Source organism: Rhizobium sp. AB2/73 (assembly GCF_020871915.1).
GTDB classification, from domain to species: domain Bacteria; phylum Pseudomonadota; class Alphaproteobacteria; order Rhizobiales; family Rhizobiaceae; genus Rhizobium; species Rhizobium dioscoreae.
Genome location: NZ_CP067073.1, coordinates 747,804 through 767,150 on the forward strand (window position 1 = coordinate 747,804; position 19,347 = coordinate 767,150).

Annotated in this window: 18 protein-coding genes; 6 read left to right on the forward strand and 12 right to left on the reverse strand. The window is 61.0% G+C overall.

The features are described 5' to 3' along the window. Positions 1-69 precede the first annotated feature (69 nt). The 3 genes from I8E17_RS29485 to I8E17_RS29495 all read right to left on the reverse strand — a co-directional run bounded on the left by I8E17_RS29485 (position 70) and on the right by I8E17_RS29495 (position 5,279). Entirely contained in the window at positions 70-3,150 is a 3,081-nt protein-coding gene (locus I8E17_RS29485; protein ID WP_113366263.1) for an efflux RND transporter permease subunit, read from the reverse strand. 9 nt (positions 3,151-3,159) lie between these two features. Further along, on the reverse strand, positions 3,160-4,281 hold the full coding sequence (locus I8E17_RS29490) for an efflux RND transporter periplasmic adaptor subunit (RefSeq protein ID WP_229002226.1): 1,122 nt from the start codon (positions 4,279-4,281) through the stop codon (positions 3,160-3,162). Positions 4,282-4,805: 524 nt separating this feature from the next. Next, positions 4,806-5,279 carry a VOC family protein gene (locus I8E17_RS29495; protein ID WP_069615041.1) on the reverse strand — a complete coding sequence of 158 codons (474 nt, stop codon included), beginning with the start codon at positions 5,277-5,279 and terminating at the stop codon, positions 4,806-4,808. A 207-nt stretch (positions 5,280-5,486) separates the two neighbouring features. Between I8E17_RS29495 and I8E17_RS29500 the strand changes: the two genes are divergently transcribed. The 6 genes from I8E17_RS29500 (at position 5,487) to I8E17_RS29525 (ending at position 11,263) form a co-directional block, all read left to right on the forward strand. Continuing rightward, entirely contained in the window at positions 5,487-6,023 is a 537-nt protein-coding gene (locus tag I8E17_RS29500) for a GNAT family N-acetyltransferase (protein WP_069615040.1), read from the forward strand. A gap of 182 nt (positions 6,024-6,205) precedes the next feature. Then, on the forward strand, positions 6,206-7,216 hold the full coding sequence (locus I8E17_RS29505) for an ABC transporter substrate-binding protein (protein WP_229002265.1): 1,011 nt from the start codon (positions 6,206-6,208) through the stop codon (positions 7,214-7,216). After that, entirely contained in the window at positions 7,213-8,253 is a 1,041-nt protein-coding gene (locus I8E17_RS29510) for an iron chelate uptake ABC transporter family permease subunit (RefSeq protein WP_113366262.1), read from the forward strand. Before I8E17_RS29505 ends, I8E17_RS29510 begins: the two co-directional genes overlap by 4 nt. Continuing rightward, positions 8,250-9,011, forward strand: coding sequence for an ABC transporter ATP-binding protein (locus tag I8E17_RS29515; protein WP_069615038.1), 762 nt, complete (start codon positions 8,250-8,252; stop codon positions 9,009-9,011). Before I8E17_RS29510 ends, I8E17_RS29515 begins: the two co-directional genes overlap by 4 nt. A 149-nt stretch (positions 9,012-9,160) precedes the next feature. Further along, a complete protein-coding gene (locus I8E17_RS29520) occupies positions 9,161-9,928 on the forward strand; it encodes an SDR family oxidoreductase (RefSeq protein ID WP_113366304.1) in 768 nt (255 codons plus the stop codon). 123 nt (positions 9,929-10,051) lie between these two features. Further along, positions 10,052-11,263 (forward strand): ROK family transcriptional regulator, encoded by a 1,212-nt coding sequence (locus I8E17_RS29525; RefSeq protein WP_162750886.1) that lies wholly within the window; start codon positions 10,052-10,054, stop codon positions 11,261-11,263. Positions 11,264-11,268: 5 nt separating this feature from the next. Here I8E17_RS29525 and I8E17_RS29530 read toward each other — a convergent pair whose 3' ends face one another. The 9 genes from I8E17_RS29530 to I8E17_RS29570 all read right to left on the reverse strand — a co-directional run bounded on the left by I8E17_RS29530 (position 11,269) and on the right by I8E17_RS29570 (position 19,286). Then, the gene (locus I8E17_RS29530) at positions 11,269-12,276 is read right to left on the reverse strand and encodes a phosphosugar isomerase (protein ID WP_083258312.1); all 1,008 of its coding nucleotides are present in this window, start codon (positions 12,274-12,276) and stop codon (positions 11,269-11,271) included. A gap of 68 nt (positions 12,277-12,344) precedes the next feature. Beyond that, on the reverse strand, positions 12,345-13,235 hold the full coding sequence (locus tag I8E17_RS29535) for an ABC transporter substrate-binding protein (protein ID WP_113366303.1): 891 nt from the start codon (positions 13,233-13,235) through the stop codon (positions 12,345-12,347). A gap of 63 nt (positions 13,236-13,298) precedes the next feature. Further along, positions 13,299-14,087, reverse strand: coding sequence for an amino acid ABC transporter ATP-binding protein (locus tag I8E17_RS29540; protein ID WP_113366260.1), 789 nt, complete (start codon positions 14,085-14,087; stop codon positions 13,299-13,301). Further along, positions 14,084-14,950 carry an amino acid ABC transporter permease gene (locus tag I8E17_RS29545; RefSeq protein ID WP_069615036.1) on the reverse strand — a complete coding sequence of 289 codons (867 nt, stop codon included), beginning with the start codon at positions 14,948-14,950 and terminating at the stop codon, positions 14,084-14,086. Before I8E17_RS29545 ends, I8E17_RS29540 begins: the two co-directional genes overlap by 4 nt. Beyond that, the gene (locus tag I8E17_RS29550) at positions 14,947-15,900 is read right to left on the reverse strand and encodes a BadF/BadG/BcrA/BcrD ATPase family protein (RefSeq protein ID WP_069615035.1); all 954 of its coding nucleotides are present in this window, start codon (positions 15,898-15,900) and stop codon (positions 14,947-14,949) included. The genes I8E17_RS29545 and I8E17_RS29550 overlap by 4 nt, the downstream gene beginning before the upstream one ends. 206 nt (positions 15,901-16,106) lie before the next feature. Further along, positions 16,107-17,096, reverse strand: a complete 990-nt coding sequence (locus I8E17_RS29555) for an NAD-dependent epimerase/dehydratase family protein (protein ID WP_113397230.1) — start codon at positions 17,094-17,096, stop codon at positions 16,107-16,109. 16 nt (positions 17,097-17,112) lie between these two features. Next, on the reverse strand, positions 17,113-18,321 hold the full coding sequence (locus tag I8E17_RS29560) for a glycosyltransferase family 4 protein (protein WP_113366258.1): 1,209 nt from the start codon (positions 18,319-18,321) through the stop codon (positions 17,113-17,115). Between the two features lie 260 nt (positions 18,322-18,581). After that, complete coding sequence (locus tag I8E17_RS29565; RefSeq protein WP_229002227.1) at positions 18,582-18,944, reverse strand: PIN domain-containing protein; 363 nt, start codon at positions 18,942-18,944, stop codon at positions 18,582-18,584. A 75-nt stretch (positions 18,945-19,019) separates the two neighbouring features. Beyond that, positions 19,020-19,286 carry a type II toxin-antitoxin system prevent-host-death family antitoxin gene (locus I8E17_RS29570; protein WP_113366257.1) on the reverse strand — a complete coding sequence of 89 codons (267 nt, stop codon included), beginning with the start codon at positions 19,284-19,286 and terminating at the stop codon, positions 19,020-19,022. Between the last annotated feature and the right edge of the window lie 61 nt (positions 19,287-19,347).

Below are 19,347 nucleotides of genomic sequence, written 5' to 3' on the forward strand. Positions count from 1 at the left end.
CCGGCCGACGACCTTCTCGAGCCCATTGCGCCAATCGATGCGAGCAAGCCCATCTTGCTGCCGACCCCATCAATGCATAGGGGCCGGCTCTGCTTCTGTTTCCGGTGCATCCTTCTTGTGATGGTCGGCTGCGAGCAGCATATAGACCGCCGGCACGACGAAGAGCGTGAACAGCGTTCCTATTGCAAGACCGGCAGCGATCACCAGGCCCATGTTGAAGCGGGCGACAGCCCCTGCTCCGGTCGCCAGGATCAGCGGCACGACGCCGAGAACCATGGCGCCCGTCGTCATCAGGATCGGCCGCAAGCGGATAGCGCAAGCGCCTTCGATCGCTTCGCGCTTGGTCTTTCCTTCCGCCTGCAGCGTGTTTGCCACCTCAACGATCAGAATGCCGTGTTTGCTGATCAGCCCCATCAGCGTCACCAACCCGACCTGCGTATAGATGTTCATCGACGCGCCGCCGATGCCGAGACTGATGAAGGCAAGAGCGCCCGCGATCGACATCGGTACCGATACGAGGATGATGAACGGGTCGCGGAAGCTGTTGAACTGCGCCGAAAGCGCCAGGAATACGATGATCAGGGCGAGCGCGAAAGTGGTCGCCATGCCGCTCGATTCCTGTACATATTGACGCGACTGCCCGCCATAGTCGACCGAGTAGCCCTGCGGCAACGTCCGTGCCGCGATCGACTTCAACGTATTCAGCGCATCGCCGACGGCAACACCAGGCGCCGGTACGCCGGAGATCGTGGCCGAATTCAATTGCTGGAAATGCGCGACCGAGCGCGGCGTGGCCTGGAGTTTCGCCGTCGCGATCGCCGAAAGCGGGATCTTGTTGCCGTTCACGTTCGCGATCGGATAGTTCATGATCTGATCGATGGTCTGGCGCGACCGTTGCTCCACCTGCGGGATGACCTGATACGATCGGTTGTCGATACTGAAATAGTTGACATAGCCTCCGCCCAGCATGGAAGCGAGCGCCGAGCCGACATTGTTCATGGAGAGGCCGAGGGCCGAGGCCTTGCTGCGATCGATCTGGATCGAATATTGCGGATTGTCGACGTAGAGATCCTTCGTCAGGAAGATGAACTCGCCGGATTTCTGCGCTTCCTGCAGGAAGGCGGTGGACACCTCGTTGAGTTGCTCGAAGCCGCTGGTGCTGCCGATGGCGAACTGCACCGGCAGACCGCTGGCGCCAGGCAGCGGCGGTATCTGGAAGACCACGGACTGTCCGCCGGCGATCTTCGCCAGATCGGCCTGCACCAGGGGCTGCAGCTGGTCCGCCGTTCTCGTGCGCTGGTCCCAGGGCTTCAGCACCATGCCCTCGAAGGATGTGCCAGGCACCTCGACCTGCAGGGTCTTGTCGGTTTCGGGGAAACCGCGGAAGATCTTGGTGACCTGGTTGGAATTCAGCAGCTTTTGCTGAAGCGTTGCATTGGGAGGGTTCGTCACCTGCGCGGCCAGGAAGCCCTGGTCCTCGTTGGGAGCGAGCTCGGTTTTGGCGCTGGTATAGAGGAAATAGATGCTGCCAAGCACGATGACGGCAAAGACCAGCGCCACCGGCACGGTGTTCAGGCTACCGTGCAGCATGCGCACATAGGGCCGATGGATTTCCGAAAAGCGACGGTCGATGAAGTCGGAGATACGTTCTTCCCAGCCACTGCGGTCGGTCAAATGCGGCTTCAGGATGCGCGAGCACATCATTGGCGTCAGCGTCAGCGCAATGATCATGGACACGGTAACGGCGCCGACAAGCGTGAAGGCGAACTCCGTGAACAGCGCGCCCGTCAGGCCGCCCTGGAAACCGATCGGAACGTAGACGGCGATCAGCACCACCGTCATGGCCAGGATCGGCCCCACCAGCTCATGCGCCGCGTCCAGCGCCGCCCTCATGGGCGTCGATCCCTCTTCGATATGACGGTTGACGTTCTCCACCACGATGATGGCATCGTCGACGACGAGGCCGATCGCCAGAACCAGGGCAAGCAGCGTCAGAAGATTGATCGAGAAGCCGAAGATCAACATCATCGCGAAAGTGCCGACCAGCGACAGAGGTATGGCGACGACGGGGATGGCGACCGATCGCGGCGAACCGAGAAAGGCGAAAACCACGAAAATGACGATCGCGAGAGCTTCGACCAGGCTCTTCACGACTTCGTCGATGGAGGTGGTAACGAAAGTGCTGGAATCGTAGACGATGTAACCTTCGAGCCCCTGCGGCAATTGCTGCTGAATACCTGGAAACACCGCACGCACGCCGGCGATCACGTCGAGCAGGTTGGCGGTCGGGGCGATCTGGATACCCATGAACACGCCGTCCTGCCCATCGAAGCCGATCTGGACGTCGGGATTCTGAGATCCGAGGGCGACGGTCGCGACATCCTTCAGCCGCACGATCGTACCGCCGATCTGCTTGACCACCATTTCCTTGAATTCATCCGCCGAATGCAGGTCGGTCTGCGCCGTCAGCACCGTCTGAGTCATCTGGCCGCGGGTGGTGCCGATGCCGGAGATGTAGTTGTTGGCGCTGAGGGCGGTCCAGACATCGCCGGCCGACAGGCCATAGGCGGCAAGCTTGTCCGGCTGCAGCCAGGCTCTCAAGGCGAATGTTCGCGCACCGAGGATTTCGGCTGTCTGAACGCCATTGACCGCTTGCAATTTGGGCTGAACGACGCGCGTCAGATAGTCGGTGATCTGGTTGCTGGCCAGAACGTCGCTTCGGAAACCGATATACATGGCATCGATCGACTGGCCGATGGAGACCGTCATGATCGGCTGCTGCGTGCCCGTGGGCAGCTGATTGAGAACGGATGATACCTTGGCGTTGATTTCGGTCATCGCCGCATCGGCGCTGTAGTTGAGCCGAAGATTGACGGTGATCGTCGACGTGCCACTGGTGCTCGTCGAGGTCATGTAATCGATGCCGTTGGCCTGTGCGATGGCGTTTTCGAGCGGTGTCGTGATGAAGCCGGCGATGACGTCGGGCGCCGCACCGGGATAGGTGGTCGTCACGGTGACAACGGCATTCTGCGTCTGCGGATATTGCCGTACGGTGAGCGAGCGGAACGACTGGTAGCCGATGACGATAATCAACGCGCTGACCACCAGAGCAAGAACGGGGCGCTTGATGAAGATATCGGTGATATTCATCGCCACACCTCAGTTGGGATTTGCCGGGTTCGCGTTGGGGTCGTTCGACGGCTGCACCTCGTTGTTAATGATGACAGGCGAGCCGTTATTGAGTTTCAGCTGGCCCGACGTGACCACCACTTCGCCCGCGTTCAACCCCTTGGTTACCGAGATCTGGTCGCCCCGGGCCTGCCCCGTGCTGACGAACTTCTGATTGGCGACAAGCTGCGGCTTTCCATCCGCGCCATTGCCCTTGTCGGTCACCACATAGACGACATTGCCGTAAGGGTTGATGGTGACGGCTGTCTGCGGCAGGGAGATATATTCCTTCGGCTCCCCGACCACCACCGTTATGTTGCCGAACATGCCGGGCAGCAGCTTGCGGTCCGGATTGGGGAAGGTTGCCCGGATGGTGATGTTGCGGCTCTGGGTATCGACGAGCGGGCTGATCGCGGTGATCTTGCCGTCAAAGGTCTGGTTGCCGTAGGCATCCACCGTCGCCGTCACCGCTTGGCCGACCTTCAGCTGCGACAGGGCCTGTTGCGGCATCGAAAAATCGAACTGGATCGGATCGAGCGACTGCAAGGTGACGACCGCGGTTCCTGCAGGCAGATACTGGCCGAGGCTGACCAGCCTGATGCCAAGGTGGCCATCGAAGGGAGCGCGGATCGAATATTGATCGATCAGCGCCTGCTGCGACGCGACCTGCGCCTGCGCCGCCTTCCAGTTCGCCAGATCGCTGTCGACCTGGCTTTGCGCGATGGTGTTCGCCTTGATCAGCTTGGAATCGCGCTCATAGGCGATCTGCGCATTCGCCATCGACGCCTTGTATTGTTCCAGCGTCGCGATCTGTTGATCGGCAAGCAGCTGCACGATGAGATCGCCCTTCTTGACGTCCTGACCATCCTCGAAGCCGATCTTCTGGACAATGCCCTGGACCTGCGCCGAAAGGTTGGCGCCTTCGACGGCATTGAAGCTGCCGATCGACTGTAGTGTCGTCTGCCACGGGCTCATCGCCGCGGTGATTGTCGAGACTGTCTGCGGTGGCGACTTGAGATTAGCCAGATAGGCCGCGATCATGCGGTTCTTGAATGCCTGGAAGCCGAAGATCCCGCCAAGGATCAGGCCTATGATGATCAGCATGATGATCATGCGTTTTATCATGAATGTCAGCTCTACTCTTCGGGAACAGGTCGGGAGGGATTCTGATGGCGTCGGCGTGACGGGATTTCACGGCAATCCTCCCGGAAACCCGCCGGCACCGAAACAGTCGCAAGCACATGCCTGCCCGCGGCCAATCTTTGTATGGAAAGCGACTTTTGTGGGGACTGGCAGGTTCGATCAGCCAAATTCCTTGGCCAAGGCGTTCATCACGCGGTCGTGCACGTCGCCCGCTGAAGACGGCGCTGACCTTGCAATGATTCCAGCTGGCGGCGTTCCGTGCGGCCATCCTCTGTAAACCTCACCAGTCAACCGCCATTGGCCTGCCTCTGCATTCGATCAAGGATAAGTTGTTATTATCCGATCCACAACAGCCGATTTCATATGCCTGAGTGCATATTTAATGGAGTCTTGAATAAAAGCAATCATGGCCCCCGCGCACGCAAGCCATCCCGGATCACGACGGCATTGGCGACCTTGGGATGGGATGCGTGCTGCGCAAGCCGTTTCAGTCCTCAGCCACGCCGGGCCGCGTCGATCGCTGCCACATCGATCTTCTTCATGGTCATCATCGCATCGAAAGCGCGCTTCGCCTGATCGCCGCCCTCGCGAAGCGCCTCCATCAGAATACGCGGCGTGATCTGCCAGGAGATGCCCCATTTGTCCTTGCACCAGCCGCATTCGCTTTCCTGGCCGCCATTGCCGACAATGGCGTTCCAATAGCGATCCGTCTCTTCCTGGTCTTCGGTGTAGATCTGAAACGAAAAGGCTTCATTGTGCTTGAACACCGGGCCGCCATTCAGGCCGACGCAGGAGACACCGGCGACCGTAAATTCCACGACCAGCACATCGCCCTGCTTGCCCTCCGGATAGTTTCCCGGCGCGCGGATGACGGCGCCCATGGCGCTATCTGGAAAAGTTTCGACATAAAACTTGGCGGCGGCCTCCGCGTCCTTGTCATACCACAAGCAAATCGTATTCTTTGCCATTATTCCGGTCCTCCTGCTCTCCATTTCCCAATTATTGAAATAGGCACGCAATCGCATTTCTCCACCCTCTTCAACGCCATTTCGGCTGGGCAATGAGTAGTATTCTGTCGTTGCCTATACATCCGACGGGCAGTTTGAATGGGTCGGACATATCGACCCGCCGTTCGCTCGCTTCGTGAAACATTCGCATATGGAAGTCGAAATCATATGAGGAACACCGGATCGCAGATCGAAACGCCGCGGCTGCTGCTCCGCCCTTCGCTCCTGTCCGACACCGCCGCCCTGTTCGAATTTCTCGGCGACCGGGAAGCCATGAGGCACACTCATGTCGACGCGACACCTGCCGCCTGCCGTCGCAGGATCGCCGTTCATGAATGGCGGCGTCGACGCGACGGATATGCACCTTGGACGGTGATCAGAAAGGATGATGCAAAAATCATCGGCTGGGGCGGCCTATACGACGATCCGTTTGAACCAGGCTGGGGTTGCGAAATCGGATATTTTTTCCGCCGGGATGCCTGGGGATGCGGATATGCATCGGAATTGGTCACGGCGGCGTTGCAGCTGGCGGACCGGGAACTGCGGATTCGAGAGGTCCGCGCCTTTGCCCATCCTGAAAATGCAGCCTCAAGGAAAATCCTGGAGATGGCAGGCTTCAGAATGGTTCGCTTTGTTCCAGAGATGAACCGCCTTCTCCTTTCCAGATCCGGATGCGAGGATGCCACGGCCAACCGGAGCCGATGAAAAATACGTCTTTCGGGAATGCATGGCGGGCCAAGTTTACAAATGCTCGCGGCTCTAAAAATAATATGACTTTTTGCCTCTTGTTTGTGACCGGGCGGCGAGGCTATATCGCGCGGGCGCTTTCGTCCGATCGCGCTGACAATAGCTACCGGGATATATTCGTGACCATATTGAAATCAGTTTTGACCATTTCAGCTCTTTGCGCGGCGCTCGCCTTTGGCGCAACGGCAGCTTCCGCCACCTCCACCAGCTATCCGCTGACCATCGACAATTGCGGCACCAAGGTCACGTTCCAGAAAGCTCCGGAGCGCGCGATCGGGCTTGGACAGAACAGTGCCGAAATTCTTCTTTTGCTCGGCCTCGAAAACAAAATGGTCGGTACCGCCTTCTGGCCCAACAAGGTTCTGCCGCAGCTTGCGGAAGCCAATTCCAAGGTCAAGCTGCTGACGGTCGAGTTCCCGACCTTTGAATCGATCCTCTCGGAAAATCCTGATTTCGTCACCGCCGCGTTGCCGACCCTGATGGGACCGAGCAGCAAGGTGGCAAAGCGCGAGGACTTCGAAAAGCTCAATATTCCCACCTATGTTTCCCCCAGCATCTGCCCGGCCCAGGGCGCCTCTCAGGATAAATACGGCAATGCCGCCCGTAGCCAGCTCTGGAACATGAGCACGCTCTACCAGGAAATCGACGAACTCTCGCGGATTTTCGATGTCCGCGACAAGGGCCAGGCGCTGATCGCGGATTTCAAAAAGCGGGAAGAGGCACTGCGCGCGAATGCGCCGAAGGATGGCAAGAAGCTCTCCTATGTCTTCTGGTTCTCCAGCCCGTCGCCATCCGCGGACGCCTATGTCGGCGGCAAAAACAGCCCCTCGGGTTATATCGCCGACCTCCTCGGCGGCCGCAATGCCATTACCACCGAAGCTGAGTGGCCGACGCTTGGCTGGGAGAGCATCATAGCCGCCAATCCGGACGTCATCGTCGTCGCCAGCCTCGACCGCAATCGCTGGGAGCTCGACAAGCCGGAAGCCAAGATCAAGTTTCTGACCACCGATCCCGCCGTCAGCCAGCTAGCCGCGGTCAAGGATAAGGCGATCGTCGTCATGGACGGCCAGGCCATGAACCCGACCATCCGGACGATCTATGGCGCCGAGCAGGTCGCCCAGCAGCTGAAGGCGCTTGGTCTTCTGAAGTGACCGACGCGTATCGAACCCTGAGGCAGCTCGCCATCATCGGCCTGCTGCTTTTTGCCTCTCTCGCGGCGATCAGTCTGACGATCGGCGTCAGCGTCGGTATCGGTGATCTACCGATACCGCTTTCGACGACCTTCCATGCCATCACCAACAGGCTGGGATGGACGGGGATCGAACTTAACCGCATCCACGAAACGGTGATCTGGGACTATCGCCTCAGCCGGGCGCTCGTGGCCGCTTTCGGTGGAGCGGGCCTGGCGCTCTCGGGCGCGATCATGCAGTCGCTCCTTCGGAACCCTCTCGCCGAACCCTATGTGCTCGGCGTCTCGGCGGGCGCTTCGACCGGCGCGGTCGCGATCGTCATACTCAATATCGGCGCGGGCGCGGTTTCCCTGTCGGCTGGGGCCTTCGCCGGCGCGTTCGCGGCGTTCTTCTTCGTCGCTCTGCTTTCGAACGGCACGCGAGGCGGCGCCGACCGCACGGTCCTTGCCGGCGTCGCAGCCTCCCAGCTGTTCAATGCTGCGACATCCTATATCGTGACGACATCGGGAAACGCACAGCAGGCGCGGGATGTGATGTTCTGGCTGCTCGGCAGTTTCGGTGGTGTCCGCTGGCCGGAATTCATGCTGGTCGCGACCATTGTCGGTTTCGGGCTCGCGGCTTGCCTGCTCTATGCGCGCGTGCTGGATGCGTTCGCCTTTGGCGACGAGGCCGCGTCGTCTCTCGGCGTCAATGTCGGGCGGGCGCGGATCGGGCTCTTCGCGCTGACCGCGATGATGACGGCAACGATCGTCAGCATGGTCGGATCGATCGGCTTTGTCGGTCTCGTCGTGCCGCATGCGGCCCGGTTCTTCGTCGGCCCGCTCCATATCCGGCTGCTGCCGGCCTGCGCCATTGTCGGAGCGATCTTCATGGTGCTGGCGGACATCGCCTCGCGCGCCCTCATCCCTCAGCAGGTTCTGCCGATCGGAGTGGTCACGGCGCTCGTGGGCGTTCCCTTCTTCTCCATCATTCTCTACCGGTTCCAGCGCGCATCATGAGCATCAAGGCCGACAACATCATCTGGAAAATCGGTACAAAGACCGTACTCGACGGGGTCTCCTTCGAGGCGCCCGTGGGCAAGATGCTCGGCCTACTTGGACCGAACGGCTCCGGCAAGACCTCGCTCCTGCGTCTGCTTGCCGGCTTGAAACGGCCGAATTCCGGTCGCATCACACTCGAACAGAAGGATCTGCGGCGGATGTCCCGCCGTTCGATCGCAAGGCGTGTCGCCTTCGTCGAGCAGCACGGCACCACCAACGCCAATCTCAAGGTCATCGATGTCGTGAGGCTCGGCCGGTTTCCCCATCGCTCGATGTTTTCCGGCTGGACGTCGGCGGATGACGAGGCGGTTGAAGATGCTCTCGCACGCGCCGGCATGAGAGAGAAACGCGACGACCGATGGCAGAGCCTGTCGGGTGGCGAAAAGCAGCGCGCCCACATCGCGCGCGCCTTGGCACAGGCGCCAAAGGAACTGATCCTCGACGAGCCGACCAACCACCTCGATATCCAGCATCAGATCAGCCTGATGCGGCTGGTCGCCGGCCTGCCGGTCACCAGCATCATCGCTCTTCACGATCTCAATCATGCCGCCATGTTCTGCGATGAATTGATTGTCATGCAGCAAGGCAGGATAGTCGCCTCCGGCACCCCGGAAGCCGTGCTGACCGAAGATTTGCTGAGAAACGTCTTTGCTGTCGAGGCAAGGGTCGAAGCCTCTCCTCACCATTCCCGGCCGCATATTCACTATCTGCGATGAGGTAATCCGGAACCGCCCCTGATTGCCCTTGCCTCACCATGGAACCGAGCGCATCTTTCGCGATAATCTCGACAGGTTCGAGGGTTTCGAAGGGCATCGGCAAAAGATCGCAAGGCGCCGGTCCTGGACATGCGGCGGAGGGGGAACACATGACAGACAGGCTCAAGGGCAAGATCGCCATCATTTCGGGCGGCGCGACCGGCATGGGCGGCGCGGCCTCGCGGCTGTTCGCGGCCGAAGGCGCGAAGGTCGCGATCATCGACAGAAATGGCGATGCGGCGGCGCGGACAGTGCATGAAATCCGCGATGCCGGCGGCATCGCCGACGATTGGGTCGCCGATGTTTCGGACGAAGCGGCCGTCAATGCCGCGGTCAAGGACATCGAGGGCCGCTTTGGCGCCGTGACCGTGCTCTTCAACCATGCCGGCACCATCGTCATCAAGCCGTTCCTCGAAACGACGCTCGAGGAATGGGAGTGGCTGCATGGCGTCAACGTCCGCTCGATGTTCCTCATGACCAAGGCGGTGCTGCCGGGCATGATCGCCGCCGGCGGCGGCTCCATCGTCTGCACCTCGTCGATCTCCGCCGTCGCGGCGACCCCGATGGAGGTGCTCTATGACTCGACGAAGGGAGCGGTGCATATGTTCGCCCGCGCCATCGCCGTCGAGTTCCGCGATCGCAATATCCGCTGCAACGCCGTCTGTCCCGGTTTCATCCGCACGCCGCACGGGCTGCGCGAGGTCGCCGAACTGCGGGCGCTTGGCGTCGATGTCTCGGATGCGGCCATCGCCGCGCAGCAAGGGCGGATCGGCGAGCCCGAGGATGTGGCGCGCGCCGCTCTCTATCTGGCCTCTGACGAGTCCAACTTCGTCAACGGCATCCACCTCTTCGTCGACAACGGCTTTACCGCCATCTGATGGAACGGCATCCGCATGCGACCGTTCGCGCAAATCGATATTTTTCAATAGGATATGACTGTCAATTTCATGACACCGATGGTAAGGGAGCTTTACGAATGACTTCACTGCCCCGGGTGTCCTTTGAGTACAGCTTGGCAACAGACCGGAATTGACGCGCCGCCGCTGACGGAGAGTGCGCGGGCGGTGCTGCGAACCATCGCGAGCAGCGGCCCCGCGACCAGACCGCAATTGAGCGCGGCGCTGATGTTTTCGAAACCCACCATGTCGGCGGCCGTCAGCGAACTTGAACGGCACGACCTGCTCGCGCCGGCCGGCATCAATCGCGGCTCCGTCGGACGAACCTCCGTCACCTACGGCCTAGGGCCAAGGGCGGGCTTCGTCGTCGGCGTCGATTGCGGCACGACCCATATCAACGCCATTGCCCGCGGCCTCGACGGGACAACACTCGCAACCATCGAAATGCACCTTGTCGACAAATCCGCCGATGAACGGTTTCTTCTGATAGAAGATGTCGTCGCACGATTGCTTTCCCAGTTCGAGGCGCGATCGACGCCGTTGCGCGCAATCGCGATCGCCCTGCCGAATATCATTTCCGCATCGCTGGAGAGAATGTCCGGCCGCGAGACCTTGATACCCGTTCTGGAACATTTGCAGGCCATCTACGCTGCGCCCGTATTGCTTGAAAACAACGTCAACTGCGCTGCCCTTGCCGAATATCACGAAGGATCGGCAAAACAGTATTCCTTCGCGATCTACATGCAGATCGGCGTGAAGACCGGCATGGGCATCGTGCTGGACGGCCGTCTTTTCCGGGGCTTCAAAGGTGGCGCCGGCGAAATCGGCCACCTGCCCTTTCCTTGGTCGCAACATGAGCGGCCGAAATGGCAGCAAGTGGAAACCTATATGGGATCCGCGGCCCTTCTCGAGCGCGCGGCGCTAGATTGGCCCGAAAATGAAGGTGCGCCGCCGAAAAGCACCAGCGAGCTTTTTGCCCGCGTGGAACAATCCCGCACGGCGCGCGCCATTGTCGAGCAGCACGCCCGTGATGTCGGAAACCTGGCCGCCGCCTGCGTCAGCGTGCTCGATCCGCAACTGATCGTGCTTGGCGGCGGCGTCGGGCAGAACCCGCAATTGCTGCCGGGCGTGAGGGATGTGGTGAAGGAATTGTGCTGGCCGGTTGAAGTGGTCAATGGCCAGCTATCGACCCAGGCGACCGTTCTTGGCGCCGTGCGCCTCGCCATCGACTTCGCCATGGCGAGACTTTTGGGAGAGGAAGGCAAGGCCGCCTTCCTTTATCCGAATGCGCTGACCGTGGGTCGGATCAGCAGCTGAGAGGCTCAGATGTCGCGTTTGGTATCGGTCTGACGGTAGCGGAATTCGCAGATCGGCAGGCCGGCGTCCTCCGAGAGCGTCGCGATCAGCAACTGCGCCGGAATTGCCTGCAGAATGGCATCGCCAATGCCTTCGGAGAAGGCCGGCACATGGATGACGACGAGATTGTCGGCATCCGCGATATCGGTCCGCGCGGTGACCAGGACGGAGGGAATGCCGAAGCCGGCGAGATCGCGCGCCAGCTTCACCTCGCGACCGTTGCCGAACAACAGCACGCCACTATCCCTGTCGTTCGGCTCCATCGGCCCATGAAGAAAGTTCAGCGTATCCCAATCCTGGGCGGCGACGCGCGCGGCCTCGCGGATCAGGAGCGCGGCATAGCCGGCCGTGCCGAGTGCCGTGCCCGCGCCAACGCAATCGATTGACGTCTTGCCGGCCAGCAACTTAGCTCCCTTGTCGGCCTGGGCGCGCGTTTCGGTCAATACGGCCTCGGCGCGACCTGAAAGCTCTTGCCAATTCGCGCCGGAAGGGCGGCCGGCCTTGTCGATGAGCAAGGCCGCGCTCAGAAGCGATCCGAGATAACTTGTCGTATTCGGGCCGCTGTCCGCGCCGCTCTCGGTTGCGATCATATGCTTCACGACCCGCGAAATCGGCGTGCCGTCTGCCTTGGCGATACCGTAGGAATGGGCTCTGGGACGAAGCTCCATCGCGCGCGCCGGCTCCTCGCTGCGGCCGGAGGCGGAAAAGGCGATATAGGCCTCGCCGGCATCGACGGATGGGTCATGGAGATCGGTACCCGGCAGGGCGAAGGCGCGCAGGCCCTGCGCGCGCATCTGCGCCGCGGCGACGACGGCCGCATAGAGGCTGGCGCCGATCCCGACGAGGACCGTCGGTCCACGCCTTACCGGCTCCAGATCGAGCGTTTCGAGCCGTTTGGAGACGGCATTGAAGCAGGTGTTGAGGGCAGCGGGCTGCAATGCGATCGCTTCGCGGTAAGGCACTCTGTCTGTCATGATCATTCCCATTTCGTTGCAAGGAATGGCGGCCGCGTAAGTAGCGGCCGCCTGAGGATTGACCGATCTCAATCCAGCTTCATGTAGTCGGCGAAGCGCGCCGCATCGTTGATGGTGACCTTGTCGAGTTTGTTCTCGCCAAGGCCCCATTTCTCGAAGATCTTGGCATAGGAGCCGTCGTCGATCATCGACTGCATGGTGGCCGCCAGCGCATCGCGCAGCTTCGGATCATCCTTGCCGACGAGCATTGCCTGGTAGCCCACCGCATATTGGGCACCGGTCACGAGCTCCAGTTTCTTGTTACCCGCCGGTTGATGCTGGAGGCTGTAGGCCGCGACGCCCGTCGTATCCATGGAAAGATCGACGCGACCGCTCTGCAGCGCGATCTTGATCTGGTCGTTCGAGGGAAACTGCATGACGTTGAGCGGCTTATCGGCCGGGCAAAGCGACTTCTGCTTGTCCAGGAGCTGAAGCGGGATCGAGCCTTGGACCGCGCCGGCATTGAGCCCACAGGCGTCCTTCAGCTTGTGCACGCCCTTCGGATTGCCCTCCAGCACGATGATGCTGGTACCCTCGAGCATGTAGTTGACGACATCGACGATCTTCTCGCGCTCGGCAAAATCGCCGAAGGCGGACATGCCCATATCGAAACGGCCGGCCTGGATGCCGGGAATGATGCTGGCGAACTGCGCCGGCACGTCGGTGAACCTAACGCCGAGACGCGCGCCCATCTCGTCGCGAAGATCGCGTTCGAGACCGATGATCGTCTTATTGTCCTCGCCGTAGAAATCGTAGGGCGGTGTCTGCGGTTCCGTCCCGACCTTGATCTCGCCCGAGGACTGGATCTTTTCGGGCAGCATGGCGTGCAGTTTCTGGTCGACGCCCGCGCCCCAGGCCGTGGAGCTCGCGAGCATGGTCGCCAAGGCGAAGGTGATTGTCAGCTTTGTCTTCCCTGTCATTGTCATTCCCCTTTTTTGCTCGTGCACGTGAAGGACGTGCGGCCTTGTCGCGGTGCCTGCCAGTCAGTGCATCCGTCTCAAAAACGCCTGGGTTCTTTCCTGCCGCGGATTGTCGAGCACGTCGCGCGCCGGCCCTTCCTCGACGACGACACCCTGATCCATGAATACGATACGGTCGGCGACGTCGCGGGCGAAGGAAAGCTCATGCGTCACCACGATCATCGTCATGCCGTCCGCCGCGAGCTTGCGCATCACGTTCAGCACCTCGCCGACGAGTTCGGGATCGAGCGCGGATGTCGGCTCGTCGAAAAGCATGAGCTTCGGGCTCATCGCCAATGCCCGGGCGATCGCCACGCGCTGCTGCTGGCCGCCGGAGAGCTGATAGGGATAGGCGCTTCCGCGGCCTTCGAGATCCACCATCTTCAGGAGCTCTCGCGCCCGGGTCAGAGCCTCCTCGCGCGACTTGCCGCGATTGAGCATCGGCGGCTGCGAAATGTTCGTCAGCACGTCCTGGTGAGCGAAAAGATTGAAGCGCTGAAACACCATGCCGATGTCGCGCCGCTGCACGGCCAGCTCCTTGCCGCTCATCTCGCGCAGGGCATCGCCGCGCTCGTGATAGCCGATCAACTGGCCGTCGACGAGAATGCGGCCCGCCGTCATTCGCTCCAAGTGGTTGATGCATCTGAGGAAGGTCGATTTCCCGCTTCCCGAGGGACCGAGCAGGCAGACGACCTCGCCCTTGTCGACGGAGAGATTGATGCCCTTCAGCACTTCGAGCGAACCGAAGGATTTGTGGACGTCGATCGCCTGGACGAGGACCCTTGCCGAGGACGATGTTGCAGGAGCACTCATCCGTTTCTCCCTTCCGCGCCCATGAGGCGCAGGGCGCCTTGCAGGAGGCCAGGCGCCTGGTTCGTGGATTTTCCAAGCCGGCTCTCGATGACGAGCTGGATGGCGGAGGCGATCGTGGTCATCACGAGGTACCAGATGCTGGCAACGATCAGCAGTTCGATGATCAGGAAGTTCCTGGCATAGATGTTCTGCGCGCGCGTCAGCAGGTCCTGGGCCGCGACGACGGAGACGAGTGAGGTCGTCTTCAGCATCGAGATCGTTTGGTTGCCGATCGGAGGGATGATGACGCGAAGCGCCTGGGGAAAGATGATGCGCAGCATCGATTGGGCGGGCGTATAACCGAGCGCCTTGGCGGCCTCATGCTGGCCGCTATCGACGGCGAGCAGTCCGCCGCGAATGATCTCCGCCATATAGGCCGCCTCATTGAGGCTGAGGGCAAGAAGCGCCGCGACGAAAGCCGTGACGATCGAGTTGGTGTCGATATGGATCGATCCGACATCGATACTCGGTATGAAGAGCTGGATGTTGAACCAGAAGATGATCTGAACCAGCAGCGGCGTGCCGCGGAAGAACCAGATATAGAGGCTCGCGAAACCGGACAACACCGGGTTCGACGCGAGCCGCATCGTGGCAAGGATGGCGCCGGCAACGATGCTGATGATCATCGACAAGACGGTGAACAGGATGGTCAGCTTGACCCCATCCAGGATCGTCTCGTCGAAGATATATTGCGGTATGGCCGACCAGGCGATGTGACGGCTGGTGGCGACCACGAACGCCAGCAATACGACGACAGCGATCAGCACGACCGCGATCAATCTCTGCCCCCAGTTTCGTGCGGGAATGATCTTCCGGGAGGTCATGCGGCTCTCCAATCGTCAGCGGTTTTCAGCTCGCCGTCGATATGCGGCGGCGGCAAGGTGGCCGGCAGGTCACCACGACTGAGCTTGCGGGCGAGCACCAATGCCCCCGCCACCGGCGGCTCGTCGAGAAGGGTCAGCGTCAGATCGGGCAAGCGGTCACTGAGGGCGGTCTTGAAGGCCGCCAGAAGCCGCGGCTGACGGGCAATGACGCCGCCGCCGGTAACGACATCGCCACGCGGCGCGCCACGTTCCAGCAATTGCGCGGTGAGCTCGGCAAGGGAGGCGCCCGCCTCCGTGATGACCTTGTTGGCATATCGCGAACCGGCATCCGCCGCCTCGAATACGAGCGGCGCGAAGCGGCCTATGCCGGCTGCCGATCCGATCTCGCCCAACGCCCGCCCGATCTCGATCGGCGACGATATCGCAAGGGCCTCGATGAGGCTCCGACCGAGGAGATCGAGCGGTTGGCCCTGGTCTAGCGCAAATCGGATGGTCCGGGCCGCTTCCCGCACAAGACCGCTCGCGCTTCCTTCGTCACCCAGATACCACCCCCACCCGCCGGATGCGATCATCCTGCGCGCGGCATCGCGCGAGACCGCAATTGAACCGGTGCCGCTGATGACGGAAATGCCAGTCGACTTGCCCGCCGCCGGCAGCAACAGCTCGGAGTCGTTGAGGACCAGCACGGCGCCGGGCAAGTGCCGGGCGAGCCTTGCTTGCAGCCCAAGCCGATCCTCGTCGCTGTCGCAGCCATGCGCGCCGACGACCGTGATCTTTGGGATGGCTCCGGTCGTCGCCACAAGCAGCGAAACGAGGGCCTGCGCATCCGCATCATGATCGACGCGAGCGCGCCATTCAGCCGTGTGGACGACTCTTTCGCCAACCGGTTCGCCATTCATCTCGGCGATGAGCTGCGTTTTGGTTCCGCCAATATCAATTCCAGCAATCATGCGTCCCGATCCATTTGTTAGGCAACTTACCTAATTATTTGAGACGCGCAAGCACTATTTCGCGGTTGGTCAGATCGGTGGATGATCCCGAGGTCGATTGACGCGTGGCCTCACCGACCACGGTGGGCCGCCGAATTCAGATGGGGGCACAACCGGTCAGCCCGGATCTCGTCGACGGGACGTGACAACCATGATTGGTCATGGGGTCAGATGGCGAGTGCGTATGACGCCTGCTCGGCCTGAAGATATGCGAGCATCCGTGCAATCCCCTCCTCCAGACCGACCGAGGGGGTCAGTCCGTAGGAGCGTTGCAGGGCCGTGTCGCCGCAACGGTAAAAGACACCTTCCGGATGGTTCGATCGCCCGCTGACAGCCGGCTGCCAGCCGATCCGCCGACTGATCGTCTCTGCCAGTTCGATGAAGGATGTCGCGGTGCCGGTCGATAGATTGAGGCTTGCCCCGTCCGGAAGCAGCTCCCTCGTCCGCCAGATGAAGTCGATGCAGTCCGAGATGTGGATAAAATCCCGGCACTGACGGCCCGAGCCCCAGACGAAGACTTCCGGCGCGCCCTTTTCCGCAAGCAAGCGGCGGCAGATCGCCGGGAAAGGATAGGCAAGATCCTGATCCTCGCCATAGCCGCTGAACGGCCTGTAGGCGATGGCCCGCCGACCGTAGCGTTCGACATAGAGTTTCATCAGATATTCGCCGGTCAATTTTGCCCAGCCATAGCTGAGATCGGGGACACCGACGGCGGCGTCGAAATTGATCATCTCCTCCGACAGCAGCCGATGATTGGCGATGGTCTGTAGCGACACCGGATAGGCGGCGCTGGAGCTGAAGAATATGACCGAACCGGGTTTGGCGCGCGATGCCCATTGCCACAGTTCCGCATCGACCGCCAGATCCTCGGCGACGTCGAGCGCGCGCGTCTCGAGCATCAAGCGGCCGCCGACAAGCGCGGCCAGATGGAAGACATAGTCGAAATGCTCGGGAGGCCGTGCGAAGAACGTCCGGCAATCCTCTTCGCAAAAGGTGAAGCGGGAACGCTGAAGCCGCTGCCACAGTTCCGGATGCAGCGCGCCCGTTCCCGCGACCAGGGAATCGACGCAGACCACATCCAAGCCCTCGGCAAGAAGCCGCCGGACAAGATGCCGGCCCACGAAACCGCAACCACCAGTCACCAACGCGCGTGCCATCGTCTCCCCCCAACCACTATGCGGAAAAATCGCCCCGTCCCAGATAGATATCCACCATGCGGCGCCCCCATTCCGCCCTGCTCGGCGCGATACGGCGGCCAAGGGTCAATGCTCCTTCGCTTAGCCGCCGCATCAATCGGTCGTCATCCGTCGCCATCAATTTCTCGGCCAGCGAATCCGCATCGCCGCTATCGAATACCAGGCCAGCGCCATTCTCCTCGACCTCCGCCGCGATCAACGCGTTGCTGCTGACGATGACGGGGATGCCGGACATCAGTGCTTCGGCGGCGACCAGGCCGTAAGGCTCGGGCATGCGCGACGGCATGACGAAAACGCGCGCTGTGCCAGCGATCTCGCTCACCTCTTCGTCGCTCAGCCAGCCAGGCACATGACAATGCGGCAACAGCCGCCGCATCTCGGCTAGCAACGGCCCACGCCCGATCAGCGTTGCCGTCCTGCCCGTCTTGTTGAGCGCGTCCGCCAGTGTCTGAACCCCCTTTTCCCAGCACATGCGGCCGAGGAAAACAGTCCGGCGGTTGCGCCACGCCTCGACGGGCGCCGGCGTCAATGGCTGCGTCGGCGTGCGCAGCGTCGTGAAGTGCCGGAAGGGGCCGATGCGCAGAAGCGCCTCCATGCTCTCATGCGCCAGAACGATGCTCACCTGGCTCCAGAACCTCTCGCCGACCCCCTGCTGGGTCAGGGTGCGGCGGAAACGCCAAAGCTTATGGAGATAACTGCGCTTGTCGCAATTGGTCGTCAGGCAGGCGAGAGATAGCGGCTTGATGTCGCAAACCTCGCCGCTGCGGAAATTAATAAGGCCGCCGTTCGGGCAGGTCAGGAAGAAATCATGCGCCGTGACGATGACTTTGACCCGATGCCTGGCAAGCGCATGGAAAATCGAGGGCGAGAGGATCTGCGACCAGCCATGGACGTGGACAATGGTTTCCTCATCCGATTCTAGAAGCAGGCCCTCCAGCGCCTCATAGGCCCGCCGATTGTAGTTCTTCGCAAGGATATCGACGGTCGCCGGTCCTTCTCGAAGGGCGCGCTCGCCCAGCGCGACCGTGCGGATATCGGCAAAGCGCGGCTTGAGGCCCTCGCCATCATCGCCGACCAGTATGGCGCAGGTCAGCCCGGCATCTCTGCTTGCCTCAAGACATTGCAGCGCCACCTTGGTCGCGCCACCACGAACGATCGAAACATCATTGACAAGTATGAGACGCATGAGACCAGCAACTCGCCTGTGGCATTAACCCGACGCGGCGAAAGAAACCGTCCTCTTACCTTTCGCGCCCGATACATAAAGCGCCCTAACGCAGCGCTTTTTCAATTCATCCATTCGCAGGAGAGCATCCCGCTTTCAGGTTGAATCCACAGCGTCTCATCGATGCAGGAGAAGGAAATGCCGGTAGCGCATGCTTACCAAGCCATGTGCTCCAGCTTGCTGTTTTTGCAATTGCCAGGACCTCTATTCAAACCGGAGCGTTAGCGCGCGATTTGGTCCGGCGACTGGTCGGGGATGTCAAACGGCAGGAAGTGCTTGAGATTGGCTGTGATCACGACGAGCTTATGAACACTTGCCGTTCCTGCTATGACTGCATCCGCCGCGGCTGGATTATGCCCGGCGATGACCGCCTTCGCCTCGAGCCTCCCGGATTCAAGCGCAACATCCTTGTCGACGGGAAGAATGTGATCCCCATACCCGGCAATTAGCCCTTGTAGCCAGGTGTGAATCCCTGCTGCCTTTGCCTTCGCACCTTTTGCTTCCAATAACCGAACGCCCTTTTCGATCTCGCGGATAGTAAACGCAGAAAGATAGATCGCGTCCCGCCGGTCCTGTTCATCCACCCATTCGGCAAACGTGTTCGATGCACTTGCCTTGGACGGGGCGAATGGAGATCGGGTTGATCTCGAGAAGAAGGCTCACAAATCGACCTCGCGCGAGGGAGCGGGATTTCTTGAGAAAACATCGTCAATAGGATCGGAATCAGCGGGAAAGGTCTTCAGATATTGCACCAGGCTCGGCCGGCCGCTCCGGATCGCCTTTCTTGCCGCCTCGGCCACCCCCACGCTGACGACGACGGCCGCGGCGCGCCCGTGGCGCGTAATCGTCACGAACTCACCGGCGGCAGCCTGGTCGATGACACGGGAAAATGACGCCTTGGCATCCTTTAAGCTGATCGTTGTCATGGCGATTCCCTAAAAGAGGTCACTTATGACCTCTTCTTGGAGCGCATTCGTACGAAATCAA